This window comes from Planomonospora alba (genome assembly GCF_039534085.1).
Lineage (GTDB): Bacteria > Actinomycetota > Actinomycetes > Streptosporangiales > Streptosporangiaceae > Planomonospora_B > Planomonospora_B alba.
Window position 1 is genome coordinate 12286 of sequence record NZ_BAAAUT010000070.1, and the last position, 20562, is coordinate 32847.

15 protein-coding genes and 3 tRNA genes are annotated in these 20562 nt (G+C 74.6%); 7 read left to right on the forward strand and 11 right to left on the reverse strand.

The window, feature by feature from the left end; genetic code table 11:
* Positions 1 to 20: 20 nt before the first annotated feature.
* From ABD823_RS29950 to ABD823_RS29960, 3 genes are all read right to left on the reverse strand, one after another.
* Positions 21 to 95: transfer RNA gene (locus ABD823_RS29950), tRNA-Val, on the reverse strand.
* Between the two features lie 16 nt (positions 96 to 111).
* Positions 112 to 182, reverse strand: a tRNA-Cys gene (locus ABD823_RS29955).
* Between the two features lie 26 nt (positions 183 to 208).
* Positions 209 to 280, reverse strand: a tRNA-Gly gene (locus tag ABD823_RS29960).
* 190 nt (positions 281 to 470) lie between these two features.
* On the opposite strand from ABD823_RS29960, the gene dusB reads away from it, so the two are divergent.
* The 3 genes from dusB to ABD823_RS29975 all read left to right on the forward strand — a co-directional run bounded on the left by dusB (position 471) and on the right by ABD823_RS29975 (position 4753).
* Positions 471 to 1595, forward strand: coding sequence for a tRNA dihydrouridine synthase DusB (gene dusB, locus ABD823_RS29965; protein WP_344865484.1), 1125 nt, complete (start codon positions 471 to 473; stop codon positions 1593 to 1595).
* A 243-nt stretch (positions 1596 to 1838) separates the two neighbouring features.
* Positions 1839 to 3788 carry a TRAP transporter permease gene (locus ABD823_RS29970; RefSeq protein WP_344865486.1) on the forward strand — a complete coding sequence of 650 codons (1950 nt, stop codon included), beginning with the start codon at positions 1839 to 1841 and terminating at the stop codon, positions 3786 to 3788.
* A complete protein-coding gene (locus tag ABD823_RS29975) occupies positions 3785 to 4753 on the forward strand; it encodes a TAXI family TRAP transporter solute-binding subunit (protein WP_344865488.1) in 969 nt (322 codons plus the stop codon). Before ABD823_RS29970 ends, ABD823_RS29975 begins: the two co-directional genes overlap by 4 nt.
* 80 nt (positions 4754 to 4833) lie before the next feature.
* On the opposite strand, the gene ABD823_RS29980 is transcribed toward ABD823_RS29975, so the two are convergent.
* The gene (locus ABD823_RS29980) at positions 4834 to 5349 is read right to left on the reverse strand and encodes a DUF2087 domain-containing protein (RefSeq protein WP_344865490.1); all 516 of its coding nucleotides are present in this window, start codon (positions 5347 to 5349) and stop codon (positions 4834 to 4836) included.
* Positions 5350 to 5360: 11 nt separating this feature from the next.
* Positions 5361 to 6263, reverse strand: coding sequence for an AraC family transcriptional regulator (locus ABD823_RS29985; RefSeq protein ID WP_344865492.1), 903 nt, complete (start codon positions 6261 to 6263; stop codon positions 5361 to 5363).
* 51 nt (positions 6264 to 6314) lie between these two features.
* On the opposite strand from ABD823_RS29985, the gene ABD823_RS29990 reads away from it, so the two are divergent.
* Entirely contained in the window at positions 6315 to 6758 is a 444-nt protein-coding gene (locus tag ABD823_RS29990; protein ID WP_344865494.1) for a DUF2000 family protein, read from the forward strand.
* A gap of 133 nt (positions 6759 to 6891) precedes the next feature.
* Here the strand turns inward: ABD823_RS29990 and ABD823_RS29995 are convergent, their stop codons facing one another.
* Positions 6892 to 9396: a DEAD/DEAH box helicase gene (locus tag ABD823_RS29995; protein ID WP_344865496.1), complete on the reverse strand. Its 2505-nt coding sequence runs from the start codon at positions 9394 to 9396 to the stop codon at positions 6892 to 6894.
* An 83-nt stretch (positions 9397 to 9479) separates the two neighbouring features.
* Positions 9480 to 10778 (reverse strand): acyltransferase family protein, encoded by a 1299-nt coding sequence (locus tag ABD823_RS30000; protein ID WP_344865498.1) that lies wholly within the window; start codon positions 10776 to 10778, stop codon positions 9480 to 9482.
* A 185-nt stretch (positions 10779 to 10963) separates the two neighbouring features.
* Here ABD823_RS30000 and ABD823_RS30005 point away from each other — a divergent pair, with 185 nt between their 5' ends.
* From ABD823_RS30005 to ABD823_RS30015, 3 genes are read left to right on the forward strand one after another with little or no spacing between them, the layout of a single operon-like run.
* Complete coding sequence (locus tag ABD823_RS30005; protein WP_344865500.1) at positions 10964 to 12211, forward strand: sensor histidine kinase; 1248 nt, start codon at positions 10964 to 10966, stop codon at positions 12209 to 12211.
* Positions 12202 to 12861 (forward strand): response regulator, encoded by a 660-nt coding sequence (locus tag ABD823_RS30010; RefSeq protein WP_344865502.1) that lies wholly within the window; start codon positions 12202 to 12204, stop codon positions 12859 to 12861. The genes ABD823_RS30005 and ABD823_RS30010 overlap by 10 nt, the downstream gene beginning before the upstream one ends.
* Positions 12858 to 13991: a phosphotransferase enzyme family protein gene (locus tag ABD823_RS30015; protein WP_344865504.1), complete on the forward strand. Its 1134-nt coding sequence runs from the start codon at positions 12858 to 12860 to the stop codon at positions 13989 to 13991. The genes ABD823_RS30010 and ABD823_RS30015 overlap by 4 nt, the downstream gene beginning before the upstream one ends.
* A 106-nt stretch (positions 13992 to 14097) precedes the next feature.
* On the opposite strand, the gene ABD823_RS30020 is transcribed toward ABD823_RS30015, so the two are convergent.
* The 4 genes from ABD823_RS30020 to ABD823_RS30035 all read right to left on the reverse strand — a co-directional run bounded on the left by ABD823_RS30020 (position 14098) and on the right by ABD823_RS30035 (position 20331).
* Positions 14098 to 15963 (reverse strand): tetratricopeptide repeat protein, encoded by a 1866-nt coding sequence (locus tag ABD823_RS30020; protein ID WP_344865506.1) that lies wholly within the window; start codon positions 15961 to 15963, stop codon positions 14098 to 14100.
* Positions 15964 to 16313: 350 nt separating this feature from the next.
* A complete protein-coding gene (locus ABD823_RS30025) occupies positions 16314 to 17978 on the reverse strand; it encodes an urease subunit alpha (RefSeq protein ID WP_344865508.1) in 1665 nt (554 codons plus the stop codon).
* Between the two features lie 55 nt (positions 17979 to 18033).
* Positions 18034 to 18765 carry an urease subunit gamma gene (gene ureA / locus ABD823_RS30030; RefSeq protein WP_344865510.1) on the reverse strand — a complete coding sequence of 244 codons (732 nt, stop codon included), beginning with the start codon at positions 18763 to 18765 and terminating at the stop codon, positions 18034 to 18036.
* 114 nt (positions 18766 to 18879) lie between these two features.
* On the reverse strand, positions 18880 to 20331 hold the full coding sequence (locus ABD823_RS30035) for a GGDEF domain-containing protein (protein WP_344865512.1): 1452 nt from the start codon (positions 20329 to 20331) through the stop codon (positions 18880 to 18882).
* Positions 20332 to 20562 lie beyond the last annotated feature (231 nt).

Here is a 20562-nt window from a genome sequence, read left to right on the forward strand (position 1 = left end):
CGGAGCGGCCGTCGTGATGGTGGTGGACGATACAGGGATTGAACCTGTGACCTCTTCCGTGTCAGGGAAGCGCTCTCCCGCTGAGCTAATCGTCCGCGTCGGGAAGGCCAGAGGTGGAGACGGGATTTGAACCCGTGTACACGGCTTTGCAGGCCGTTGCCTCGCCTCTCGGCCACTCCACCGAGTGAGACCCGAGGGGTCTCTTCCGAGCGGAAGACGGGATTCGAACCCGCGACCCTCACCTTGGCAAGGTGATGCTCTACCCCTGAGCCACTTCCGCGTGCTCCCCGGGCGTTCCCGCCCGTGGCGACGAGAGAACTCTAGCGGGTTTTCCGGGTGATTGCGTAACCGAGGGTTTCCCGGGAGGCCGCCTTCGCCCGCCGGACGCCGGGCGAAGGCCGCCCGCGCCGGCCGGGCTCCGGCCCGGTGACCGGTTCGTCCCACCCGGTCGCGTGCGGTAGAACAGCCGGGTGGAGTCGTTGAAGCTCGGTTCGCTCGAGGTGTGGCCGCCGGTCGTCCTGGCGCCCATGGCCGGGATCACCAACTCGGCGTTCCGCACGCTCTGCCGCGAGCAGGGCGGTGGGCTGTTCGTCTGCGAGATGATCACCACGCGGGCGCTGGTGGAGCGGAACGCCAAGACGCTCAGGATGGTCCGGTTCGCGCCGGACGAGCGGCCGCGCAGCATCCAGCTCTACGGGATCGACCCGCGGACCGTCGGCAGGGCCGTACGGATGATCGCCGACGAGGACCTGGCCGACCACGTCGACCTCAACTTCGGCTGCCCGGTGCCCAAGGTCACCCGGCGCGGCGGCGGTTCGGCCCTGCCGTACAAGCGCAACCTGTTCCGCGCCATCCTGCGCGAGGCCGTGCGGAACGCGGGCGCGCTCCCGGTGACCGTGAAGATGCGCAAGGGCATCGACGACGACCACCTGACCTACCTGGACGCCGGCCGGATCGCCGAGCAGGAGGGCGTCGCCGCCGTCGCCCTGCACGGCCGCACCGCCGTCCAGCACTACGGCGGGACCGCCGACTGGGAGGCCGTCGCCCGGCTGAAGGAGGCGGTGACCGCGATCCCGGTGCTCGGCAACGGCGACATCTGGAGCGCCGACGACGCGCGCCGGATGATCGAGCGGACCGGCTGCGACGGCGTCGTGGTGGGCCGGGGCTGCCTGGGGCGCCCCTGGCTCTTCGCCGACCTGGCCGCCATGTGCGCCGGGAGCGGCGAGCGGGCCCGGCCGGCGCTGGGCGAGGTCGCCGCGGTCATGGACCGGCACGCCACGCTGCTGACCGAGTGCTTCGGCAGCGAGGCGACCGCCGTGACCGACTTCCGCAAGCACGTCGGCTGGTACCTCAAGGGCTTCACCGTCGGAGCCGACCTGCGCCGCCGCCTGGCGACCTCCTCCTCGCTCGCCGGGCTCCGCGAGGGCCTGACCGAGCTCGATCCCGCCCAGCCCTGGCCCGGCGAGGTGGCCGACACCCCGCGCGGCAAGACCAACGCCCGGGACCGGGTCCACCTGCCCGCGGGCTGGCTCGACGACCCCTACGACCTCGCGGTGCCCGACGCCGACGCCGAGCTGGACACCTCCGGCGGCTGACCGGCCCGGCGCCGGGCTCCGGCGCCTGCCCGGCACGGTGCGCGCCCGGGCGTCCCCGCCCTGACGCGCACCGTCCGGGCGGCCCGGGCGTCCCCGCCCCGCCCGCGCCGCGGGGGGAGACGCGGTGGTACGTCCGGCCGCGTCGGCGGCGTGATCGAAATGTGATCGCCGTCTGACGGACCGCAGTCAGCTCCTGTGTGTACCGTGCGGTCAACGGGAGGCGGTCCACACGCGGGAGCGGCGTTGACGGACACGACGGCACGGCCGGCACCACCATCACCCGAAGACCTGATCGCGGAGTACGACGCCGAGAGACCGGCCCGCCACCTGCCCGCCGGGCTGTCGCGGGCCGTCACCGCGGCGGCGCTGGCGCTGGCGCTCTACGTGCTGTGGCAGACGTTCTCCCCGGGCGCCGTCCTGCCGTACCGGATGGCGTTCCTCGCGGTCGTGCTCCCGCTCGTCTTCGTCTGCTACAAGCCGCGCCGGCGGGGCGGTGACCGGCCCGGCGCCGCCGACTGGGCGCTGGCCGCGCTCTCCCTGGCCGCCTGCCTCTACCCGCTGGCCCTCTTCGACGACTTCATCCGCCGGGCGGCGGACCCCACCGCCCTCGACACGGCCGCCGGGGCGGTGCTGTCGCTGCTGGTGCTGGAGGCCTGCCGCCGGACCGTCGGCTGGATCCTGCCCGCGGTCTGCCTGCTCTTCCTCGCCTACGCCTACTACGGCGGCTACCTGCCGTTCGACTGGCTGCTCGGGCACCGCGGCTACGACATCGACCGGATCCTCGCCTCGTTCACCATGGGAACCGACGGCGTGTACGGCGTGCCGCTGGACGTGGCGGCCACCTACATCATCCTGTTCACCGTCTACGGGGCGGTCCTCGACCACTCCGGCGCGGGCCGGTTCTTCGTGGAGGTCTCCCTGGCGGCGTTCCGGCGCTCGCGCGCGGCGCCGGGCCGCACGGTCACGCTGGCCGGCTTCCTGCTGGGCACGGTGAGCGGCTCCGGCGTCGCCACCACCGTGAGCGTCGGCAGCGTCGCCTGGCCGATCCTGCGCCGGGCGGGCTACCCGCGCGAGCAGGGCGGGGGCGTGCTCGCCGCGGCGGGCATCGGCGCGATCCTCTCCCCGCCGACCCTCGGCGCGGCGGCGTTCATCATCGCCGAGTACATGCAGGTGAGCTACCTCACGGTGCTGGGGTACGCGCTGGTCCCCACGCTCCTGTACTACCTGGGCGTCTTCCTGGCGATCGAGATCGACGCCCGCAGGTACGGCGTGCGCGCCGCGGAGCCGCCCGGGGACGGGGCGCCGCGCCTGTGGCCGCTGCTGCGCCGCTTCGGCTACCACTTCAGCTCGCTGTTCGTCATCGTCGTGCTGATGGCACTGGGACAGTCGCCGTTCCGGGCGGTGGTGTACGCGACGCTGCTGGCGTTCGCGCTCTCCTTCCTCGACCGCGAGCACCGGCTCACCCCCCGCCGGGCGGCCCGTGCCCTGGCGGCGGGCGCGCTCGGCGTGCTCCCGGTCGCGGTGACCTGCGCCGCGGCCGGGATGATCGTCGCCGTCGTGACGCTGACCGGGCTGGGGCTCAAGGCGAGCTCGCTGATCGTCGGCGTCTCGGGCGGGGTGCCCGCCGTCACCGCGCTGATGTGCGCTCTGGCGGTGCTCCTGCTCGGCCTGGCCGTGCCGGTGACGGCCTCGTTCGTGATCGCGGCGGTCATCATCGCGCCGGCGCTGAAGGACCTCGGGGTCGGCGACGCCGAGACCTACATGTTCGTCTTCTACTACGCGGTGCTGTCGGAGGTCAGCCCGCCGACGGCGCTGTCGGCCTTCGCCGCCTCGGCCGTCACCGGCGGCAACGCCTACCGGACCATGCTGGCCACCTGGAAGTACACGCTCCCGGCGTTCCTGGTGCCCTTCGCCTTCGTGCTGACCCCCGCAGGCTCCGCCCTGCTCGCCCGGGGCCCGCTGGGGGAGGTCCTGCTCGCCGGGGCGGTCTCGGCGCTGGCCGTGGCCGCGCTGGCCGTCGCCACCGGCGGGTGGCTGGCCGGTCCCGCGGGGGTGCCCGTCCGGGTGCTGTGCGGGGCGGCCGCCGTACTGCTGCTGTTCCTGTCTCCCGCGCCGGCGCTGGCCGGGGCGGGCGTGCTGCTCGTCGCAGCCGCACTCCACCTGGTCACGCGTAAACGGGAGGAACCGTCATGAGACGTCTCGCTGTCCTGCTGGCCGCCGGAGCACTGGCCCTGACCGCCTGCGGCGGCGACCGGTCCGCCGAACGGGGCGCGGATCAGGCGGCCGGACAGGGCAGGCGCCTGTCGATCGCCACCGGCAACACGACCGGCGTCTACTACGTGCTCGGCGGCGGCCTGGCCGACCAGATCGGCAAGGGCATCCCCGGCTACCAGGCGACGGCCGAGGCGACCGGGGCGTCGGTGGAGAACATCCAGCGCGTGGTCAGGGGCGACTCCGACATCGCCTTCACCCTGGCCGACTCCGCGGCCGACGCGGTGAACGGCAAGGGGGCCTTCGGCTCGCCGCAGCCGATCCGCGCGCTCGCCCGGCTGTACGACAACTCCACCCAGGTGGTCGCCACCGCGGAGGCGAACGTGCGCTCCATCGCCGACCTGAAGGGCAAGCGGGTCTCCACCGGCTCGCCCAACTCCGGCACCGAGGTCATCGCGCTGCGCCTGCTGGAGGCGGCGGGCCTCGACCCGGACGAGGACGTCAGCCGCCAGTCCCTGGGCCTGCCGGAGAGCGTGCAGGGCATCAAGGACGGCACGCTGGACGCGCTGGTCTGGTCGGGCGGCCTGCCCACGCCGGGCATCACCGATCTGTTCACCAGCCTCGGGGACGAGGTCGCCCTCGTCCCGCTGGCCGGCTCCCTGGAGAAGATGCGGGCCGAGCACGGCCCGGTCTACGCGGCCGGCACGATCGCCAAGGACGTCTACTCCACCCCCGCGGACGTGCCCACGATCGTGGTCCCGAACCTGCTGGTGGTCGCCGAGAAGATGGATCCCGCTCTGGCCGAGAGCCTGACCAGGCTGCTGTTCGACCGCAAGGCGGAGCTGGAGAAGGTCCACCCGTCGGCCGGGAGCATCACCCGGGAGGACGCCCCGCGGACCGACCCGGTCCCGCTCCACGACGGCGCCAGGCGCTACTACGGCCAGTGACCGCCCGCCGGGCGCCCGGAAGGCGCCCGGCACGCATCCCGCCCCGCCGGGGCCGCTCCGCCGGCCCGCCGCCGGCTCTCTCAGGCCTCGACGGTGCCGCCGCTGCGCCAGTAGACGTTGTTCTCCCGGCTCAGCATGCCCTCGTCCACCAGATAGCGGCGCAGCGCCGCGTAGTCGTCGTGGAAGGCGCGCAGCGCGACGTTGACCTCCTTCTCCGAGTAGCGCACGCCGGGCTCGAAGACCTGGGCGACGTAGTCGAGCACGACGAGCTGCTTGTCGCGCTTGGCGGGGATGGCCCGCAGCCGCCCGTCCACCAGGAAGGAGCGCAGCACCTTCTCCTCCGGCGAGACGGGCTCGGGCGGCGGGGCGGCGGCGTGCAGCAGCTCGCGGAAGCGCTCCCGCCGCAGCCGCCAGGAGCCCTCGCCGTCCTGTACGGCCAGCCCGCCGCGCTCCAGCCGGTCCAGCGCCAGCAGCATCGGATCGCGGTCCAGCCCGGACTCCGCAGGAGAGCGCTCCAGCGCCAGCGCCGCCAGCACCCGCAACGTGTCGTCCTGGTAGAGAAGCCCCAGGACCTGCCTGATCTCCGCATCGCTCATGGGCCCTATTCTCACCGGTTCCGCAAGGCGTTTTCCGTCGCGCCGGACGGCGGGAGCCGGCCGGTCAGGCAGGCGGCGCCCGGCTCTCGGCGCCCGGGGACCGCCCGCCCGTCCGCGGCCGGGCCGGACCGCGCGTAGTGCCCCGGGGTGGTGCCGAGGACGCGTCTGAAGTGCCGGGTCAGGTGGGGCTGGTCGTGGAAGCCGGCGGCCGCCGCGGCGGCGCGCGGCGGCACGCCCTGGAGCAGGAGCCGGCGGGCGAGGTCGACGCGGCGCCCGGTCAGGTACTGGTGCGGTGCCATCCCGAACGCCCGGCCGAACACCCTGACCAGGTGGGTGGGGTGGGCGTGCAGCAGGTCCGAGGCCTCCCTCAGGGTGAGACCCGCGACGAAGCGCTCGTCGAGCAGCTCGCGCAGCCGGCGGGCGAGCTCCGGGTCGCGGACGGCCCGCCGCGTCCCGGCCCGCCCGCGCAGGTGGTCGCGGAGCCGCTCGGTGACGAACGCGAGGCGGCTCTCGGCCTCCAGCTCCTCGCCCGGGAACGCCAGGCAGACGTGCAGCAGGTGGATCCGCTCGCGCAGGGCGGGGTCGTCCAGCACCGGGGCGTCGACCGCCGGGCCGACGAGGTCGTCGCCGAGCTGCGTCGAGTCCAGGTAGATCACCCGCTTGCGGAACCCCCGCGGGGTGGCCGAGCAGCCGTTGTGCGGCACGTGCGGCGGGAGCAGGGTGACGGTGCTCTCCAGGGCGCCGTGCTCATGGCGGTCCAGGTCGTAGCGGACCGCGCCGTCGTCGACGAGGAGCAGCGTCCACGACTCGTGGGTGTGCATGGGGTAGGCGTGCTCGGTGAAGCGCGCGTGGAAGACCTCGGTGACGCCCCGCACGGGCGGGCGCCAGGCGGAGATGTCCGGGCGGGCGGGCACGCGAAGAACGTACAAGACCCCGTCCGCGGCGGTCCAGCAGAATCCGTTGCCATGGAAGTCACCGTGGAGTCCGGGAGCGGACCCGTCCGCTTCGATACCAAGATCGCCGTCCTGCTCCGCGAGGACCTGGAGACGTGGCAGCGGCTGAACGTGACGGCGTTCCTGGTCAGCGGCCTCGGCACGGCGCGGCCGGAGGTGGTCGGCGAGCCGTACGCGGACGCGGACGGCACCGCCTACCTGCCCATGTTCCGCCAGCCCGTCCTGGTCTTCGAGGGGGACAAGGAGACGCTGACGCGGGCTCACTCGCGCGCGGTCGGCCGGGACGCCGTCCTGTCGGTGTTCACCTCCGACCTGTTCGCCACCGGCAACGACCGGGACAACCGCGCCGCCGTGCGGGCGGTGCCCCGGGCAGGGCTCGACCTGGTGGGCCTGGCCGTGTACGGGCCGCGGAACGCGGTGGACAAGATCGTCAAGGGTGCGCGCATGCACCCCTGAGAGGGCCCGACCGCCGGGCGCGGCCCCGTGCCCGACCCCGGTCCGGTACGGCCCCGCACCCGGCGGGCGGGCACGGGACGCGGACCGGCGCCGGGCCCGGCCCCGGGAGACGGGGCCGTCGGGCCCGGAGGCCTCAGAGGCGGTTGAGCCCGAGGACGTGGATCACCGCGCGGCCCTCCTCGTCGGAGGCCGCCAGGTCGACCTGGGCGTCGATGCCCCAGTCGTGGTCGCCGGCCGGGTCGGCGATGACCTGCCGGACCCTCCACAGCTCCTTCTCCTCCTCGATGCGGAGCAGGGCCGGTCCGCGGGCGTCCGGGCCGGTGCCGACCTCGTCGTGATCCTCGTAGTAGGCGTCCAGCGCGGCGGGCCAGTCCACGTCCGGGGCGAGCTCGGCCAGCTCCTCCTCCTTCTCCAGCGCGACCAGCTCCACCAGGCGGAACATCGCGTTGCGGACCAGCACCCGGAAGGCGCGCGGGTTGCCGGTGACCGGGCGGGGCTTGACCTCGATCTCCTCCTCGGCCTCCAGCGCCGCCGCCGGGTTGGCGAGCTTCTCCCACTCGTCGATCAGGCTGGAGTCGACCTGGCGGACCAGCTCGCCGAGCCACTCGATGAGGTCGACCAGGTCGTCGGTCTTCAGGTGCTCGGGGATGGTCCGCGCCAGCGTGCGGTAGGCGTCGGCGAGGTAGCGCAGCACGGTGCCCTCGGAGCGGGCCAGCTCGTAGTGGGCGATGTACTCGGTGAAGGTCATCGCCTGCTCGTACATGTCGCGGACGACGCTCTTGGGGCTCACCGTGTGGTCGGCCACCCACGGATGGCCGCGCCGGTAGGTCTCGTAGGCGCCGAGCAGCAGGTCGGCCAGGGGCATCGGGTGGGTGATCTCGGCGAGGCGCTCCATGCGCTCCTCGTACTCGATCCCGTCGGCCTTCATCTCCGCGACGGCCTCGCCCCGGGCCTTCTTCAGCTGCGCCGACAGGACCTGGCGCGGGTCGTCGAGGATGGACTCCACGATCGAGACCATGTCGAGCGCGTAGGTGGGCGACTCCCGGTCCAGCAGCTCGAAGGCGGCCAGCGCGAACGTCGACAGCGCCTGGTTGAGCGCGAAGTCCTCCTGCAGGTCGATCGTCAGGCGCGCCCACCTGCCCTGCTCGTCCGGCTCCGGCAGCTGCTCGACCACGCCTCCGGCCAGCAGCGAGCGGTAGATCGCGATGGCCTGGCTGATGTGCCGCCGCTGCCACTTGCGGTCCTCGTGGTTGTCGGTCAGCAGGTGCTTCATCGCGGCGAAGCAGTCGCCGCCCCGGTTGATGACCGCCAGCAGCATGGCGTTGGTGACCTTGAAGCGGGAGGTCAGCGGCTCCGGCTCGGCCTCCTGGAGCTTGGCGAAGGTCTCCTCGCTCCAGCCGACGAAGCCCTCCGGCGGCTTCTTGCGGGCGTAGCCGCGCCGCCGCTTCGGGTCGTCGCCGATCTTGGCCAGCGCCCGCTCGTTCTCGATGACGTACTCGGGGGCCTGGCAGGCGACGTAGCCGATGGTGTCGTAGCCGGCCCGGCCGGCCCGCCCGGCGATCTGGTGGAACTCGCGGGCGCGCAGCCGCCGGACCTTGCTGCCGTCGTACTTGCTGAGCGCGGTGAACAGCACGGTGCGGATCGGCACGTTCACGCCGACGCCGAGGGTGTCGGTGCCGCAGATGACCTTCAGCAGGCCCGCCTGGGCCAGGCGCTCCACCAGGCGGCGGTACTTGGGCAGCATGCCGGCGTGGTGCACGCCGATGCCGTGCCGTACCAGGCGGGACAGGGCGCGGCCGAAGTTCGTGGTGAACCGGAAGCCGCCGATCATCCGGGCGATGGCCTCCTTCTCGGCCTTGCTGCACATGTTGATGCTCATCAGGGCCTGGGCGCGCTCCATGGCGGCGGCCTGGGTGAAGTGCACCACGTAGACCGGGTACTGGTTGGTGGAGAGCATCTCCTCCAGCGTCTCGTGGAGCGGGGTCATCCGGTAGGAGTAGACGAGCGGGACCGGGCGCTCGGCGTGCTTGACCACCGCGGTGGGCCGGCCGGTGCGCCGGGTCAGGTCGCGCTCGAACATGCTCACGTCGCCGAGCGTCGCCGACATCAGCACGAACTGCACCTGGGGCAGCTCCAGCAGCGGCACCTGCCAGGCCCAGCCGCGGTCCGGCTCGGCGTAGAAGTGGAACTCGTCCATCACGACCTGGCCGATGTCGGCCTTCGCGCCGTCGCGCAGCGCGACGTTGGCGAGGATCTCGGCGGTGCAGCAGATGACGGGGGCACCGGGGTTCACGCTCGCGTCGCCGGTCATCATGCCGACGTTCTCGGTGCCGAACAGCTCGCACAGGTCGAAGAACTTCTCCGACACCAGCGCCTTGATCGGCGCGGTGTAGAAGGTCCGCACGTCCCGGGTGAGCGCGGTGAAGTGCGCGCCCGCCGCGACCAGGCTCTTGCCGGACCCGGTCGGGGTGGCCAGGATCAGGTTGTTGCCGGAGACGACCTCGATCAGGGCTTCTTCCTGCGCCGGGTAGAGGGTGAGCCCCCGCTCGGTGTTCCATTCGACGAAGGCGTCGAAGATGGCATCGGGGTCGGCGTCGATCTCTTCGGGAAGGCGGTCTACGAGGCTCACGCTTCCCATCCTGCCGAACAACCGGCACTTGTCGAACCGCAGGGGGGCCGCAGGGGGGCTCCGTTCCGGGGGACCGCGCCCCGCGGGAGGCCCTACCGGCGGCGCGAGCGGATCAGCAGCAGGCCCGCCACGAGCGCGGCGGCACCGAGCGCGGGCGCCGGTCCGGGCACGAAGCCGGACACCGTCAGGGTGAGCAGCCCCGCCCCGGCGAGCGCCGCCGCCACCGTGGCCCTGACCGCCCCGCCGCGGTACGGCGCGGCCGCCGGCGGCTCCTCGAACCGGGCGAAGGCCCGAAGCAGCAGCCGCATGACCAGCGCGAGCGCGGTCAGCCAGAGCGGCCAGCCCGCCAGCCAGTCCGGACCGCCCGGCTCCGGCGTGGCGAGGCCCAGCCCCACCACGACCACCGCGGTGACCGCGAACAGCGCGGCCATGTGCCACAGGTAGACCGTCATCATGCGCCGGCCGGCCCAGCCGAGCAGCCGCGCCGCCGCCGGCCGCGCGGCGAGGGCGGCGATCCGCGGGCGCAGCGCCACCGCCAGCCCGATCTGCCCCAGACCCACCGCGAGCAGCGCCACCGTGGGCGGCGCCATGTTGGACACCGCCGCGCCCGGCATGCCGATCATGCTGCCCGGGTAGGGCCCGAACGCCACCAGCGCCGCGGCCAGGCCGTAGCCTCCCGCGGCCATGGCCCACGGACGGCGCAGGCGGCCGCCGGCGTAGCGGAAGCCGAGCTGGTGCACCGCGAGCCAGACCAGGGCGATGTTGGCCCACCCGGCGATCTCCAGGCCACCGGCGAAGCGGGCCGCGTCCACCGCGACCGCCCCCGCCGCCAGCACCGCGGGCACCCGCGGGCCGTAGGCCGCGTCGAGCCTGAGCATCAGCGGCGTCGCCGCCACCGCGACCAGGTAGATCGCCAGGAACCACAGCAGCTGGCCGGCCAGGCGCGCGGCCGTGACCACCGGCTGCTCGGGCAGGCCGAGCGCGAGCAGCAGGTGCGGCAGCGGGATCCAGACGGCCGCCAGCGGCAGCACCGGCCAGACCAGGCGGCGCAGCCGCCCCGCGAGCCAGGCGGGACCGGCCAGGCCCCGCCGGGCCGCGCCGCGGTGGCTGATCGCGTTGGCGGCACCCCCGGCGAAGAACACCAGCGGCATCACCTGGCTGATCCAGGTGACGGCCCACGCGTTCCCCGACGCCAGCGCGTTCCCCGTGGTGATCCGGTCACCGGCGAAGGACAGCACCGGCATGCTCCAGTGCTGCAGCACCACCAGCGCGATGCCGAACAGCCGCAGGACGTCGACGAACAGGTCGCGGCCCGGCGGCTGACGCGGCGGCGCCGGGGGCGGGGCGGGCCGCGGGGGAGCGGGCGCGGGGCGGGTCAGGACGGCGGCCATCGGGGGTCTCGTTTCCTCGCGGGTGTGGTGCTCCGAGACTTCCGCGAGGACCCCCGCAGGCGCAGTCACGGAGGCGGGCCTGTCCGCGGCACGCCCGCCCCACCGGCGGGGGTAGGGCGCGCCCTACCCCTATATGCCGGTGAGCAGGGTCGAACGCACGGCCGAGGCCTCGTAGCGTTGGCGGCATGAGATCACTGCTGCGCCGCGTCGGCACCGACACCCGTTACCTGCTCCTCGGCTTCCCCCTGGCGGTGGTCGCCTTCGTCCTGCTGGTGGCGGGCTTCGCCGCGGGGGTCGGGACGGTGATCGTCTGGGTCGGCCTGCCGGTCCTGGCGGCGACGCTGATGGTCGCCCGGGGCTTCGCCGACCTGGAGCGGCGGATGCTTCCCGAGGTGCTCGGCCGCCCGGTCGCCCGGCCGCGCTACCGGCGGGCCCCCGAGGGCGCCGGCGGGTTCCGCCGGATGGTGAACCCGCTGACCAACGGGCAGTCGTGGCTGGACCTGCTGCACGGCATCGTGAACTTCCCGATCGCCCTGGTGACGTTCTGCCTCACGATCACCTGGTGGGTCGGGACGGTCCTCGGGCTGACCGCCCCCGTCTACGGCTGGATCACCGCCAACATCCCGGGCAACACGGGCCTGGCCGAGCTGATCGGGCTCGGCGACAGCGCGCTGATGGAGGTCGTCCTCACCACCGTGATCGGCCTGCTGTTCGCGCTCACGCTGCCGGTGGTGCTGCGCGGCGCGGCGCTGATCCAGGCAGGGCTCGGCCGGGCCATGCTCACCGGGGTCGCCGAACTGCACGAGCGCATCGACGACCTGGCCGAGGGCCGGGCGGCCGCGGTCTCGGCCGAGGCCAACGCGCTGCGCAAGCTGGAGCGCGACATCCACGACGGGCCGCAGCAGCGCCTGGTCTCCCTGGCCATGGACCTGTCCCGGGCCCAGCGCCAGCTCAGGCGCGACCCGCAGGCCGTCGACCAGATGCTCGCCCAGGCCATCACCTCGACCCGGGAGACCCTCGACGAACTGCGGGCGCTCTCCCGCGGCATCGCCCCGCCGATCCTCACCGACCGGGGCCTGGCCCCGGCGCTGGCCGCGCTGGCCGGCCGCTGCACCGTCCCGGTCGAGCTGGACGTGCAGACCGAGCAGCGCTTCCCCGCCGCCGTGGAGAACGCCGTCTACTTCGTGGTGGCCGAGGCCCTGACCAACGTCGCCAAGCACAGCCACGCCACCGTCTGCACGGTCACGCTGAGCCGTACCGGGGATGTCCTGATGCTCACGATCGGGGATGATGGGGTCGGCGGCGCGCACGTCGCCAAGGGACACGGCCTGTCCGGCCTCGCCGACCGCCTGCGGGCGGTGGACGGCGAGCTGTCGGTGGACTCCCCGGCGGGCGGGCCGACGGTGATCGTGGCGGAGGTACCGTGCGGATAGTCGTGGCCGACGACGCTGTGCTGATCAGGGAGGGCCTGATCAGGCTGCTCGAGGAGTTCGGCTGCGAGGTGGTGGCGGCGGTCGGGGACGGCGGCGCGCTGGTGGAGGCCGTCGCCGAGCTGCGGCCGGACGTGTCCGTGGTGGACGTCCGGATGCCGCCGAGCTTCACCGACGAGGGGCTGCGGGCGGCGGTCGAGGCGCGGCGGCGGGTGCCGGGGGCCCCGGTGCTGATCCTGTCGCAGTACGTGGAGGTGTCCTACGCCGACGACCTGCTCGCCGACGCGCGCGGCGCGGTGGGCTACCTGCTCAAGGACCGGGTCGTGGACGTCGACGACTTCATGGGCGGCCTGCGCTCGGTCGCGGCCGGGGGCACGGTCTTCGACCCGCAGGTGGTGGCCCAGCTGATGGTGCGGCGCCGCCGCGACGACCCGCTCGACGCGCTCACCCCGCGCGAGCGCGAGGTGCTCGGGCTGATGGCGGAGGGCCGGTCCAACCCGGCCATCGGCCGCCAGCTCGTGGTCAGCGACGGTGCGGTGGAGAAGCACATCCGCAGCATCTTCGCCAAGCTCGGCCTGCACGTCGAGGACGGCGACCAGCACCGGCGGGTGCTCGCGGTGCTGGCCTTCCTGCGCGCCTCGGGTCAGGGATGAGCGTCGGGACGCGGGAACCGGCGGAGTGCGCGGAACCCGCCGGACGTGCGGCCGCGGCCGCGGCCGGGCGGGCCGGGACGGGCGGGCGGCCGGGCGGGCCGGGGCCGACGCGCACCCACGACCTGTCCGCCGGCGGCGGCGTGCTGGCCCGGGTGCACGGGACCGCCCGCGCGGCGGCGCGGCAGGCGGGCCGGCCGGCCGCCGAGGTCACCCTGATCAACGTCTCGGAGAACGCGACCTTCCGGGTGGACGACCCGGAGACCGGCCTGCGGGCGGTGCTGCGGGTGCACCGGCTCGGCTACCACTCCGCCGCCGCGATCCGCTCCGAGCTGGCCTGGCTGGAGGCGCTGCGCGCGCAGGCGGGGGTGCGGACCCCGGCGGTGATCCCCGCGCCGGACGGCTCCCGGATGCTGACCGTGCCGGGGACCTCCCCCGGAGCGCCGGAGCGCGCGTGCGTGCTGTTCGAGTTCCTGCCCGGGACCGAGCCGCCGCGGGACCGCCTGATCGAGGGCTTCGAGCGGCTCGGCGAGGTCACCGCGCGCATGCACCGGCACGCGCGCTCCTGGCGCCGCCCGCCCGGCTTCACCCGCTTCCACTGGGACTACGACGCGGCCCTGGGGACCGAGTCGCGCTGGGGGCGCTGGCAGGACGGACCGGGCATGGACGCCGGGGCGCTGTCCCTGCTGGGGCGGCTGGCGGCGGAGCTGCGGGACCGGCTGCGCCGGTTCGGCCGGGGCGCGGAGCGCTACGGCCTGATCCACGCCGACCTGCGCCTGGCCAACCTGCTGGTGACCGGGGACGGCCCGCCCAGCGTGATCGACTTCGACGACTGCGGCTTCGGCTGGTACCTGTACGACCTGGCCGCCGCGCTCAGCTTCATCGAGCACGACCCGCGGGTGCCCGAGATGGCCGAGGCCTGGCTGCGGGGCTACCGGTCCGTCCTCGCCCTGCCCACCGGGGACGAGGCCGAGATCTGGACGTTCGTCCTGCTGCGCCGGCTGCTCCTGGTCGCCTGGATCGGCAGCCACGGCGGCGTGGACATCGCCGCGGAGCTGGGTGCGGGCTACACCCGGGGCACCTGCGAGCTGGCCGAGCGCTATCTGGCGGGCGCCCTGCCCGCCGTCCGCTGAGCGGCCCCGCCGGGCCGAGCCGTCGCCGGCCGACGCTGAGCGGCCCCGTGCCGAGCCGCCGGCCGGTCCCGCCGGAGCGGGGCCCGCAGGGGTGTCCCGCCCGGTCTCACCCCTGCCCGCGGAGCGCCTGCAGCTCGCGCCGGACGTCCTCGTCGTCCGGGTCCAGCTCCAGCGCCCTGGACAGGTCGGCGGCGGCCTCCCGCGCGCGTCCCGCCGCGCGCAGCGCCAGCGCCCGGTTGAACAGCAGCGCCGGGTCCGCGCCCGGCTCCAGGGCCCGGGTGAAGTCGGCGACCGCGCCCTGCGGGTCTCCGGTCTCGAAGGCCAGCGCGCCCCGGCCGGCCCAGGCCGCCGTCAGGCCGGGAGAACGTTCCAGCGCCCGGTCGAACGCGGCCCGCGCCTGCGCGTACCGCCCCTCGGCCGCCTCCACCTGGCCCAGCGCGCACAGCAGGTACGGGTTGTCCGGCTCCAGCGCGAGCCCCGCCTCCGCGTCCGCCCGCGCCCTGCCGTACTCGCCGAGCGCGGCCAGCAGGCCGGCCCGGTTGGCCAGCGCGTCGACGAACTCCGGGTCCAGCGCCAGGGCGTGGTCCAGGTCGGCGAGCGCGCCGGCGTGGTCGCCGGCGGAGAAGCGGATCTCGGCCCGGTTGTAGTACGGCTCAGGGAAGGGCGGGCCGACCCGCATGGCCGTCTCGTAGTCGGCCACCGCCGCGTCCGCCCGGCCGAGCCGGTGCAGCAGGTTGCCCCGGTCGATGTAGTAGTCGGGGTAGCCGGGGTCGGCGGCGATCACCGCGTCCAGGTCCTCCAGCGCCGCCTCCGGGCGGCCCAGCATGACCGACAGCTGGGCCCGGTTGGCCCGCAGCACCAGCCGGTGGATCGGGTGCTCGTCCGGTCCCAGTCCCTCGTCGGCCAGGTCGATGGCGCGCTGGACCAGCTCCATGGCGGCCTCGGGGCGGCCGCGCCGCACCTCGATCAGGGCCCGGGCGTTGAGGTCGAAGCCCAGTTTGAAGGCCCGCTCGCGCGGGTCGGGCAGCAGCGTCGAGATGGCGATCGCCTCGTTCACCCAGGCCAGCGCCGCGTCCGGGTCGCGCCGGGCCGCATCGTGGTGGCGGATCTTCAGCATGCCGGTGGCGTAGGCGGCCGCGGCGTGCGTGACGGGGGAGGTGCTCTCCCGCCGGGCGAGGTCGAACAGGGCCGCCGCCTCCTCCTCGCGGCGCAGCGAGCCGAGCGCGGTGGCGGTGCTGTGCAGGAAGCGCCACCAGACGTCCGGCTCGGCGGCGGGGTCGGTCAGCGCCAGTCCGCGCGCGCCCAGCTCCGCGACCGCGTCGTGGCAGCCGGCGTCCAGGCACCACTCGACCGCCAAGCGCAGGGCCTCCACCGCCCGGCGCGGGTCGGTGCCGCGCTCGCGGTGGTACACGGCGGCCAGGCGCGCGCCGGCCGTGCCCTGCCGCTCCAGCTCGTCGGCGCACTTGTCGTGCTCGGCGGGGTCGAGCTCCGGCAGCGGCGCGGCCTGCTCGTGCGTCTCCACGGCCAGCAGCTCCGGCGGGATCCGGCGGCGCAGCACCGCCAGCGCCTCGAGGTCGGTCGGGTCGGCCTCCGCCAGGCCGGTGACGACGAGCCTGCGGGGCCCGGTGCGCTCCAGGTGCCCGCGGAGGAACTCGGCGACGCCGTTGGCGATGCGCAGGGTCCGGCGCGGCGCGTGGACCAGGATCCGCTCGGCCCGCGGCAGGGCGTCGGCCCGGGACCGGCGCCGCTCGGGGATCCGGTCGTGCAGGTCGGGGGCGACGGTGCGCAGCTCGATGTCGTAGCGGGCGGCCAGCTCCGGCGGGGCGTCGGGCAGCACGGCTGCGACGACCGCGCCGACGGCGGTGTACGGCCCGCGCAGTCGCCGGTCGGCGTCCACGGGGGGCAGGAGCAGGGGGGGAGGGGGTGTCTCCTCCGCGGCTTCCTCTCCCGGGGGCAGGGGGCCCCGATTCACCGTTCTCCTCGTGCTTCCTTCATGGACCGGCGCCCATTTCTGGACGCCGGTGCGGTGTCGTCCGGTCAGCCGACGTGCTTGGGGCTGGCGGCCCCGCTGAGCGTGACCGTACCGGGCTTGTGAACGATGACCTTCTTCATCACGAACCTTCCTCGCCAATAAGAACAAATCGAAAGTATTCGCATTATTCGCCCCTACTGACAAGATCCATTATAAGAATGGCCGGATCCGGACAACCGCTGGACAGATAATGTCATATGTCCCATGTGCAGGGCTGTTGCCGCGTGCCGCCGTGGCCGTCGCCGCTGCGGAGGCGGCAGGGACGCCCGCGGCTCCCCGGGAGGCCGAGGTCAGAGGAAGTAGAGGCGGCTGAGGGAGACCGCCTCGGCGGGATCGGAGCGGATCTCCTCGCCGTCGAGGGTGACCCGGCCGTGCGCGTCCACCCGGACCTCGCCGAGCCGGGAGTTGCGGACCATGTCCGCGGGCCCGATGCCGCGGGTGCCGCGCACGCCCACCCGGCGGCGCCGGGTGGTCATGCGGTCCCCGCCGGCCTCGGCGGCGGCCCCGCTGACGAAGGCCACCGACAGGTCCGCGGCGGTCGCGCCGTACCCCCCGAACTGCGGGCCCAGCACCAGCGGCTCGCAGTCGTCGGTGGAGGCGTTCGGGTCGCCGGTCACGCCGTAGGCGGGGAAACCGGCCTTGAGCACGAGCTGCGGCTTGGCGCCGAAGTGGTCGGGCCGCCACAGCACGATGTCGGCGAGCTTCCCCGGCTCCAGCGAGCCGACCTCGTGCGCCAGCCCGTGCGCGATCGCCGGGTTGATCGTCAGCTTGGCCAGGTAGCGCAGGACCCGCTCGTTGTCCCCGCGGCCCCCGCCGCCGGGCTCGGCCGGTCCCCGCTCGCCCTTCATCTTCCCCGCCATGGCGAACGTCCTGCGGACCGTCTCGCCCGCCCGGCCCATGCCCTGCGCGTCGGAGGAGGTGATGCCGATCACCCCGAGGTCGTGCAGCACGTCCTCGGCGCCCATCGTGCCCGCCCGGATCCGGTCCCTGGCCAGGGCGGCGTCCCCGGGCAGCTCCGGCTTGAGCCCGTGCACCGAGACGATCATCGCGTGGTGCTCGGCGACCGCGTCCCGGCCGAAGGGCAGCGTCGGGTTGGTCGAGGAGCCGATGACGTTGGCCACCCCGGCCAGCCGGAGCACGTCCGGCACGTGGCCGCCGCCGCAGCCCTCGATGTGGAAGGCGTGGATGGTCCGGCCCTCGAGCACGGCGAGGGTGTCCTCGACCGACAGGCACTCGTTCAGGCCGTCGGTGTGCAGCGCCACCTGCACGTCGTGCTCCTCGGCCACCCGCAGCGCGGTGTCCAGCGCCCGGGTGTGGGCCCCCATGTCCTCGTGCACCTTGAAGCCGCTCGCCCCGCCCTCGGCCAGCGCCTCGACCAGCGGGGCAGGGTGCGAGGAGGAGCCGCGGGCCAGGAAGCCGACGTTCACCGGCCAGGCGTCGAAGGCGTTGAACGCGTGCCGCAGCGCCCACGGCGAGTTCACCCCGACGCCCCAGACCGGGCCGAACTCCTGGCCGATGACCGTGGTGACGCCGGAGGCGAGGGAGGCCTCCAGGATGCGGGGGCTGAGCAGGTGCACGTGCGTGTCGATCGCGCCCGCCGTGGCGATCAGCCCCTCGCCCGAGACGATCGTGGTCCCGGTGCCGACCACCACGTCCACGCCGTCCAGCGTGTCGGGGTTCCCGGCCCGGCCGACGGCGTGGATGCGCCCCTCGCGGACGCCGATCGACGCGGTCCGCACGCCCAGGACCGCATCGAGGATCAGCACGTTGCTGACGACCAGGTCGCAGGTCTCGGCGACGGAGGCGGCCTTCAGGTGCAGGCCGTCGCGGGCCGTCTTGCCGAACCCGGCGAGGAACTCCTCGCCGGGCTGCTGCGAGTCGTGCTCGACCTCCACCACCAGGCCGGTGTCGCCGAGCCGGACCCGGTCGCCCGCGCGCGGGCCGTACACGCTCACGGGGCCTCCCTCGCCGGCCCGGCGAGCGGCGCCGCCGCGCCCGGGGTCCGCCCGCTCATGCGCCGCTCCCCAGGTAGCCGCAGGCCCGCGCCTTCTCCATGGCCTGCTCGAACGCCCCCGGCGCGTCCAGCGGGCCGTCCACCAGCCCGGCGAACCCGATCACGACCCGGGCGCCGCCGACGGGGACCAGCCGGACGGTACGGCTCTCACCCGGGCCGAAGCGGACCGCCGCGCCGGCGGGCACCGCGAGCCTGCGCCCGTAGGCGGCGGCCCGGTCGAACCGGAGCCGGGGGTTGACCTCGAAGAAGTGGAAGTGGGAGGTGACGCTGATCGGCACCGCCGCCGTGTTGAGGACCTCCACCTCCACCGCGTCCGGGGACTGCGGGCGCACCGGATCCGCGGCCCCGGCGGATCCCGCTCCCCGCCCGGGACCGGCCGGCCCGGCCGCGGTGACCGCGCCGGGCGCCTCCGCGCCCAGGGAGCCGCCCCCGATCGGGTCGGTCACCACGGCGAGCCGGCTGCCGTCGTCGAAGACCGCCTCGACCACCACCTCGGTGACGATGTCGGCCACGCCCGGCAGCACGTCGCCGGGGCCGAGCACGCTCCGCCCGGCCTCGACCGCCTCGGCCAGCCGCGCGCCGTCCCGCGCGGCCTCGCAGACCGCGTCCGCGATCAGCGCGGTGGCCTCCGGCACGTTCAGCCGCAGCCCTCTGGCCCTCCTGGCGCGCGCCAGCTCGGCCGCGGTGAACAGCAGCAGCCGGTCGCGCTCGGTCGGTGTCAGCCGCACGACTTCCCCGATCTGGAACGGTGCTCGGACTCAGGGCATCATCCCAGGAACCGGCGGGGACCGCGGCTCCGGGGGCCTGCGGAGGGATGTTCCCGCCCACCAGGGCGGGGCCGCCTACGCCCTGGTGGAGGACGGGGAGGGGCCGGGGCGGGAGCCCGCCGCCCGCACGACCCGGTCGCGCCCGGCCTCCTTGGCGGCGTACAGGGCGAGGTCGGCGCGGTGCAGCAGGTCGGACGGGCGCTCGCGGCCGTCCCAGAGCGCCAGGCCCGCCGAGAAGGTCTGCCCCTGCGGGGTGACGACGCGCAGAGAGGCCAGCAGCCGCTCGGCGTCGCGCAGGTCGCGTCCCGGCATGACGAGCACGAACTCCTCGCCGCCGTAGCGCGCCAGCATGTCCCGCCCGCCCAGCGCCAGGCTCCACGCCGTGGCGGCGCCCGACAGCAGCAGGTCGCCGGCCTGGTGCCCGTGGGCGTCGTTGAACTGCTTGAACCGGTCGAGGTCGATCATGGCCAGGCAGAGCGGCGTGCCGTCGCCGTCCGCGCGCTCGTACTCGCGGGCCAGCTGGGCGTCGAGGGTGCGGCGGTTGGGCAGGCCGGTCAGCATGTCGGTGCGGGCGACCTCGTCCAGCATGCGGGCCTGCTCCTGCAGGCGGTGCAGCAGGAGCGCCATGCGGGCCACGACCAGCACGAAGAGCAGCGCCGATGTGACGGTCACCGGCCAGGCGCTCGGCTCGAACCCGGCCAGGAGCTGCGCGGCCATCGTGCCGGGGGCCAGCAGGACGACGGCCATCAGGGTGAGCAGCCGGCGCGTGGTGAAGACCGGTGCGCCGTCGGGCGAGGTCCGCAGCAGGTCGCCCGCGGAGGGGTGCAGCGCCGCCGCTCCCCACAGGACGTAGGACATCAGGAAGGGCAGGTCGCCGAGGGGCAGGCCGGAGATCTCCGCGCCCACGGTGGAGGTGAAGATCACGTCACCGGAGAGGAGGGAGAGCATGGCCAGGGTGATCAGCTGGAAGGACGGCGTGCGCGCGCCGCCGACGGCCAGCAGCCGGACGAGCCCGGCGAGCAGCACCACGTCGGCGAGCGGATAGCCCAGGGCGACCACCTGGCCGAAGGTGGAGTCGTGGCCGCCGATGTTCGGCTCGATCAGCAGCACCCAGTAGGGCAGCAGGAGGCCGGCGGTGACGATGGCGCTGTCCAGTCGCGCACCCCGGTCGCCGGGGGTGCGCCGGTGCCGGGAGAGCAGCAGCAGGGCGGCCGTGACGAACGGGTACTGCAGCAGGTAGAAGACGTCGGCGAGGGAGGGGAAGGGGTCCAGCCCGGCGATGTGGTCGTAGTAGAGCCACATGAGGTCGCCGGTGGAGGCCCCGAGCAGGCCGAGGCCCATCAGCGCCCAGGCGAGGCCGACGGCGCCGCGCAGGCGGACGGCCGCCAGGAACGAGGCCGCCGCCCCGGCCAGGCCGACCGCGGCGTAGAGCGCGTCGCGGGCGATCCCGTACGGGAGCAGCACGTAGACCCCCATGGCGAGGAGACCGCCGAGGAGGTGGATGCGCCAGGTCCGGGAACCGTCCACGCCGCCCTATCGGCGGGCCCGGCGGGAAGCTGAGGCCCCGGCGGAAAAGCCGGGGGCGGGAGCCGCGCCGGCCGCGGACCCGCGGGCGGGACGCCGCGGGGCGAGGGGCCGAGGGGCCGGGGGGCCGGGGCGAAACGACAGGCCCCCGGTCCGTGCGGACCGGGGGCCTGTCGTGCGGTGGACGATACAGGGATTGAACCTGTGACCTCTTCCGTGTCAGGGAAGCGCTCT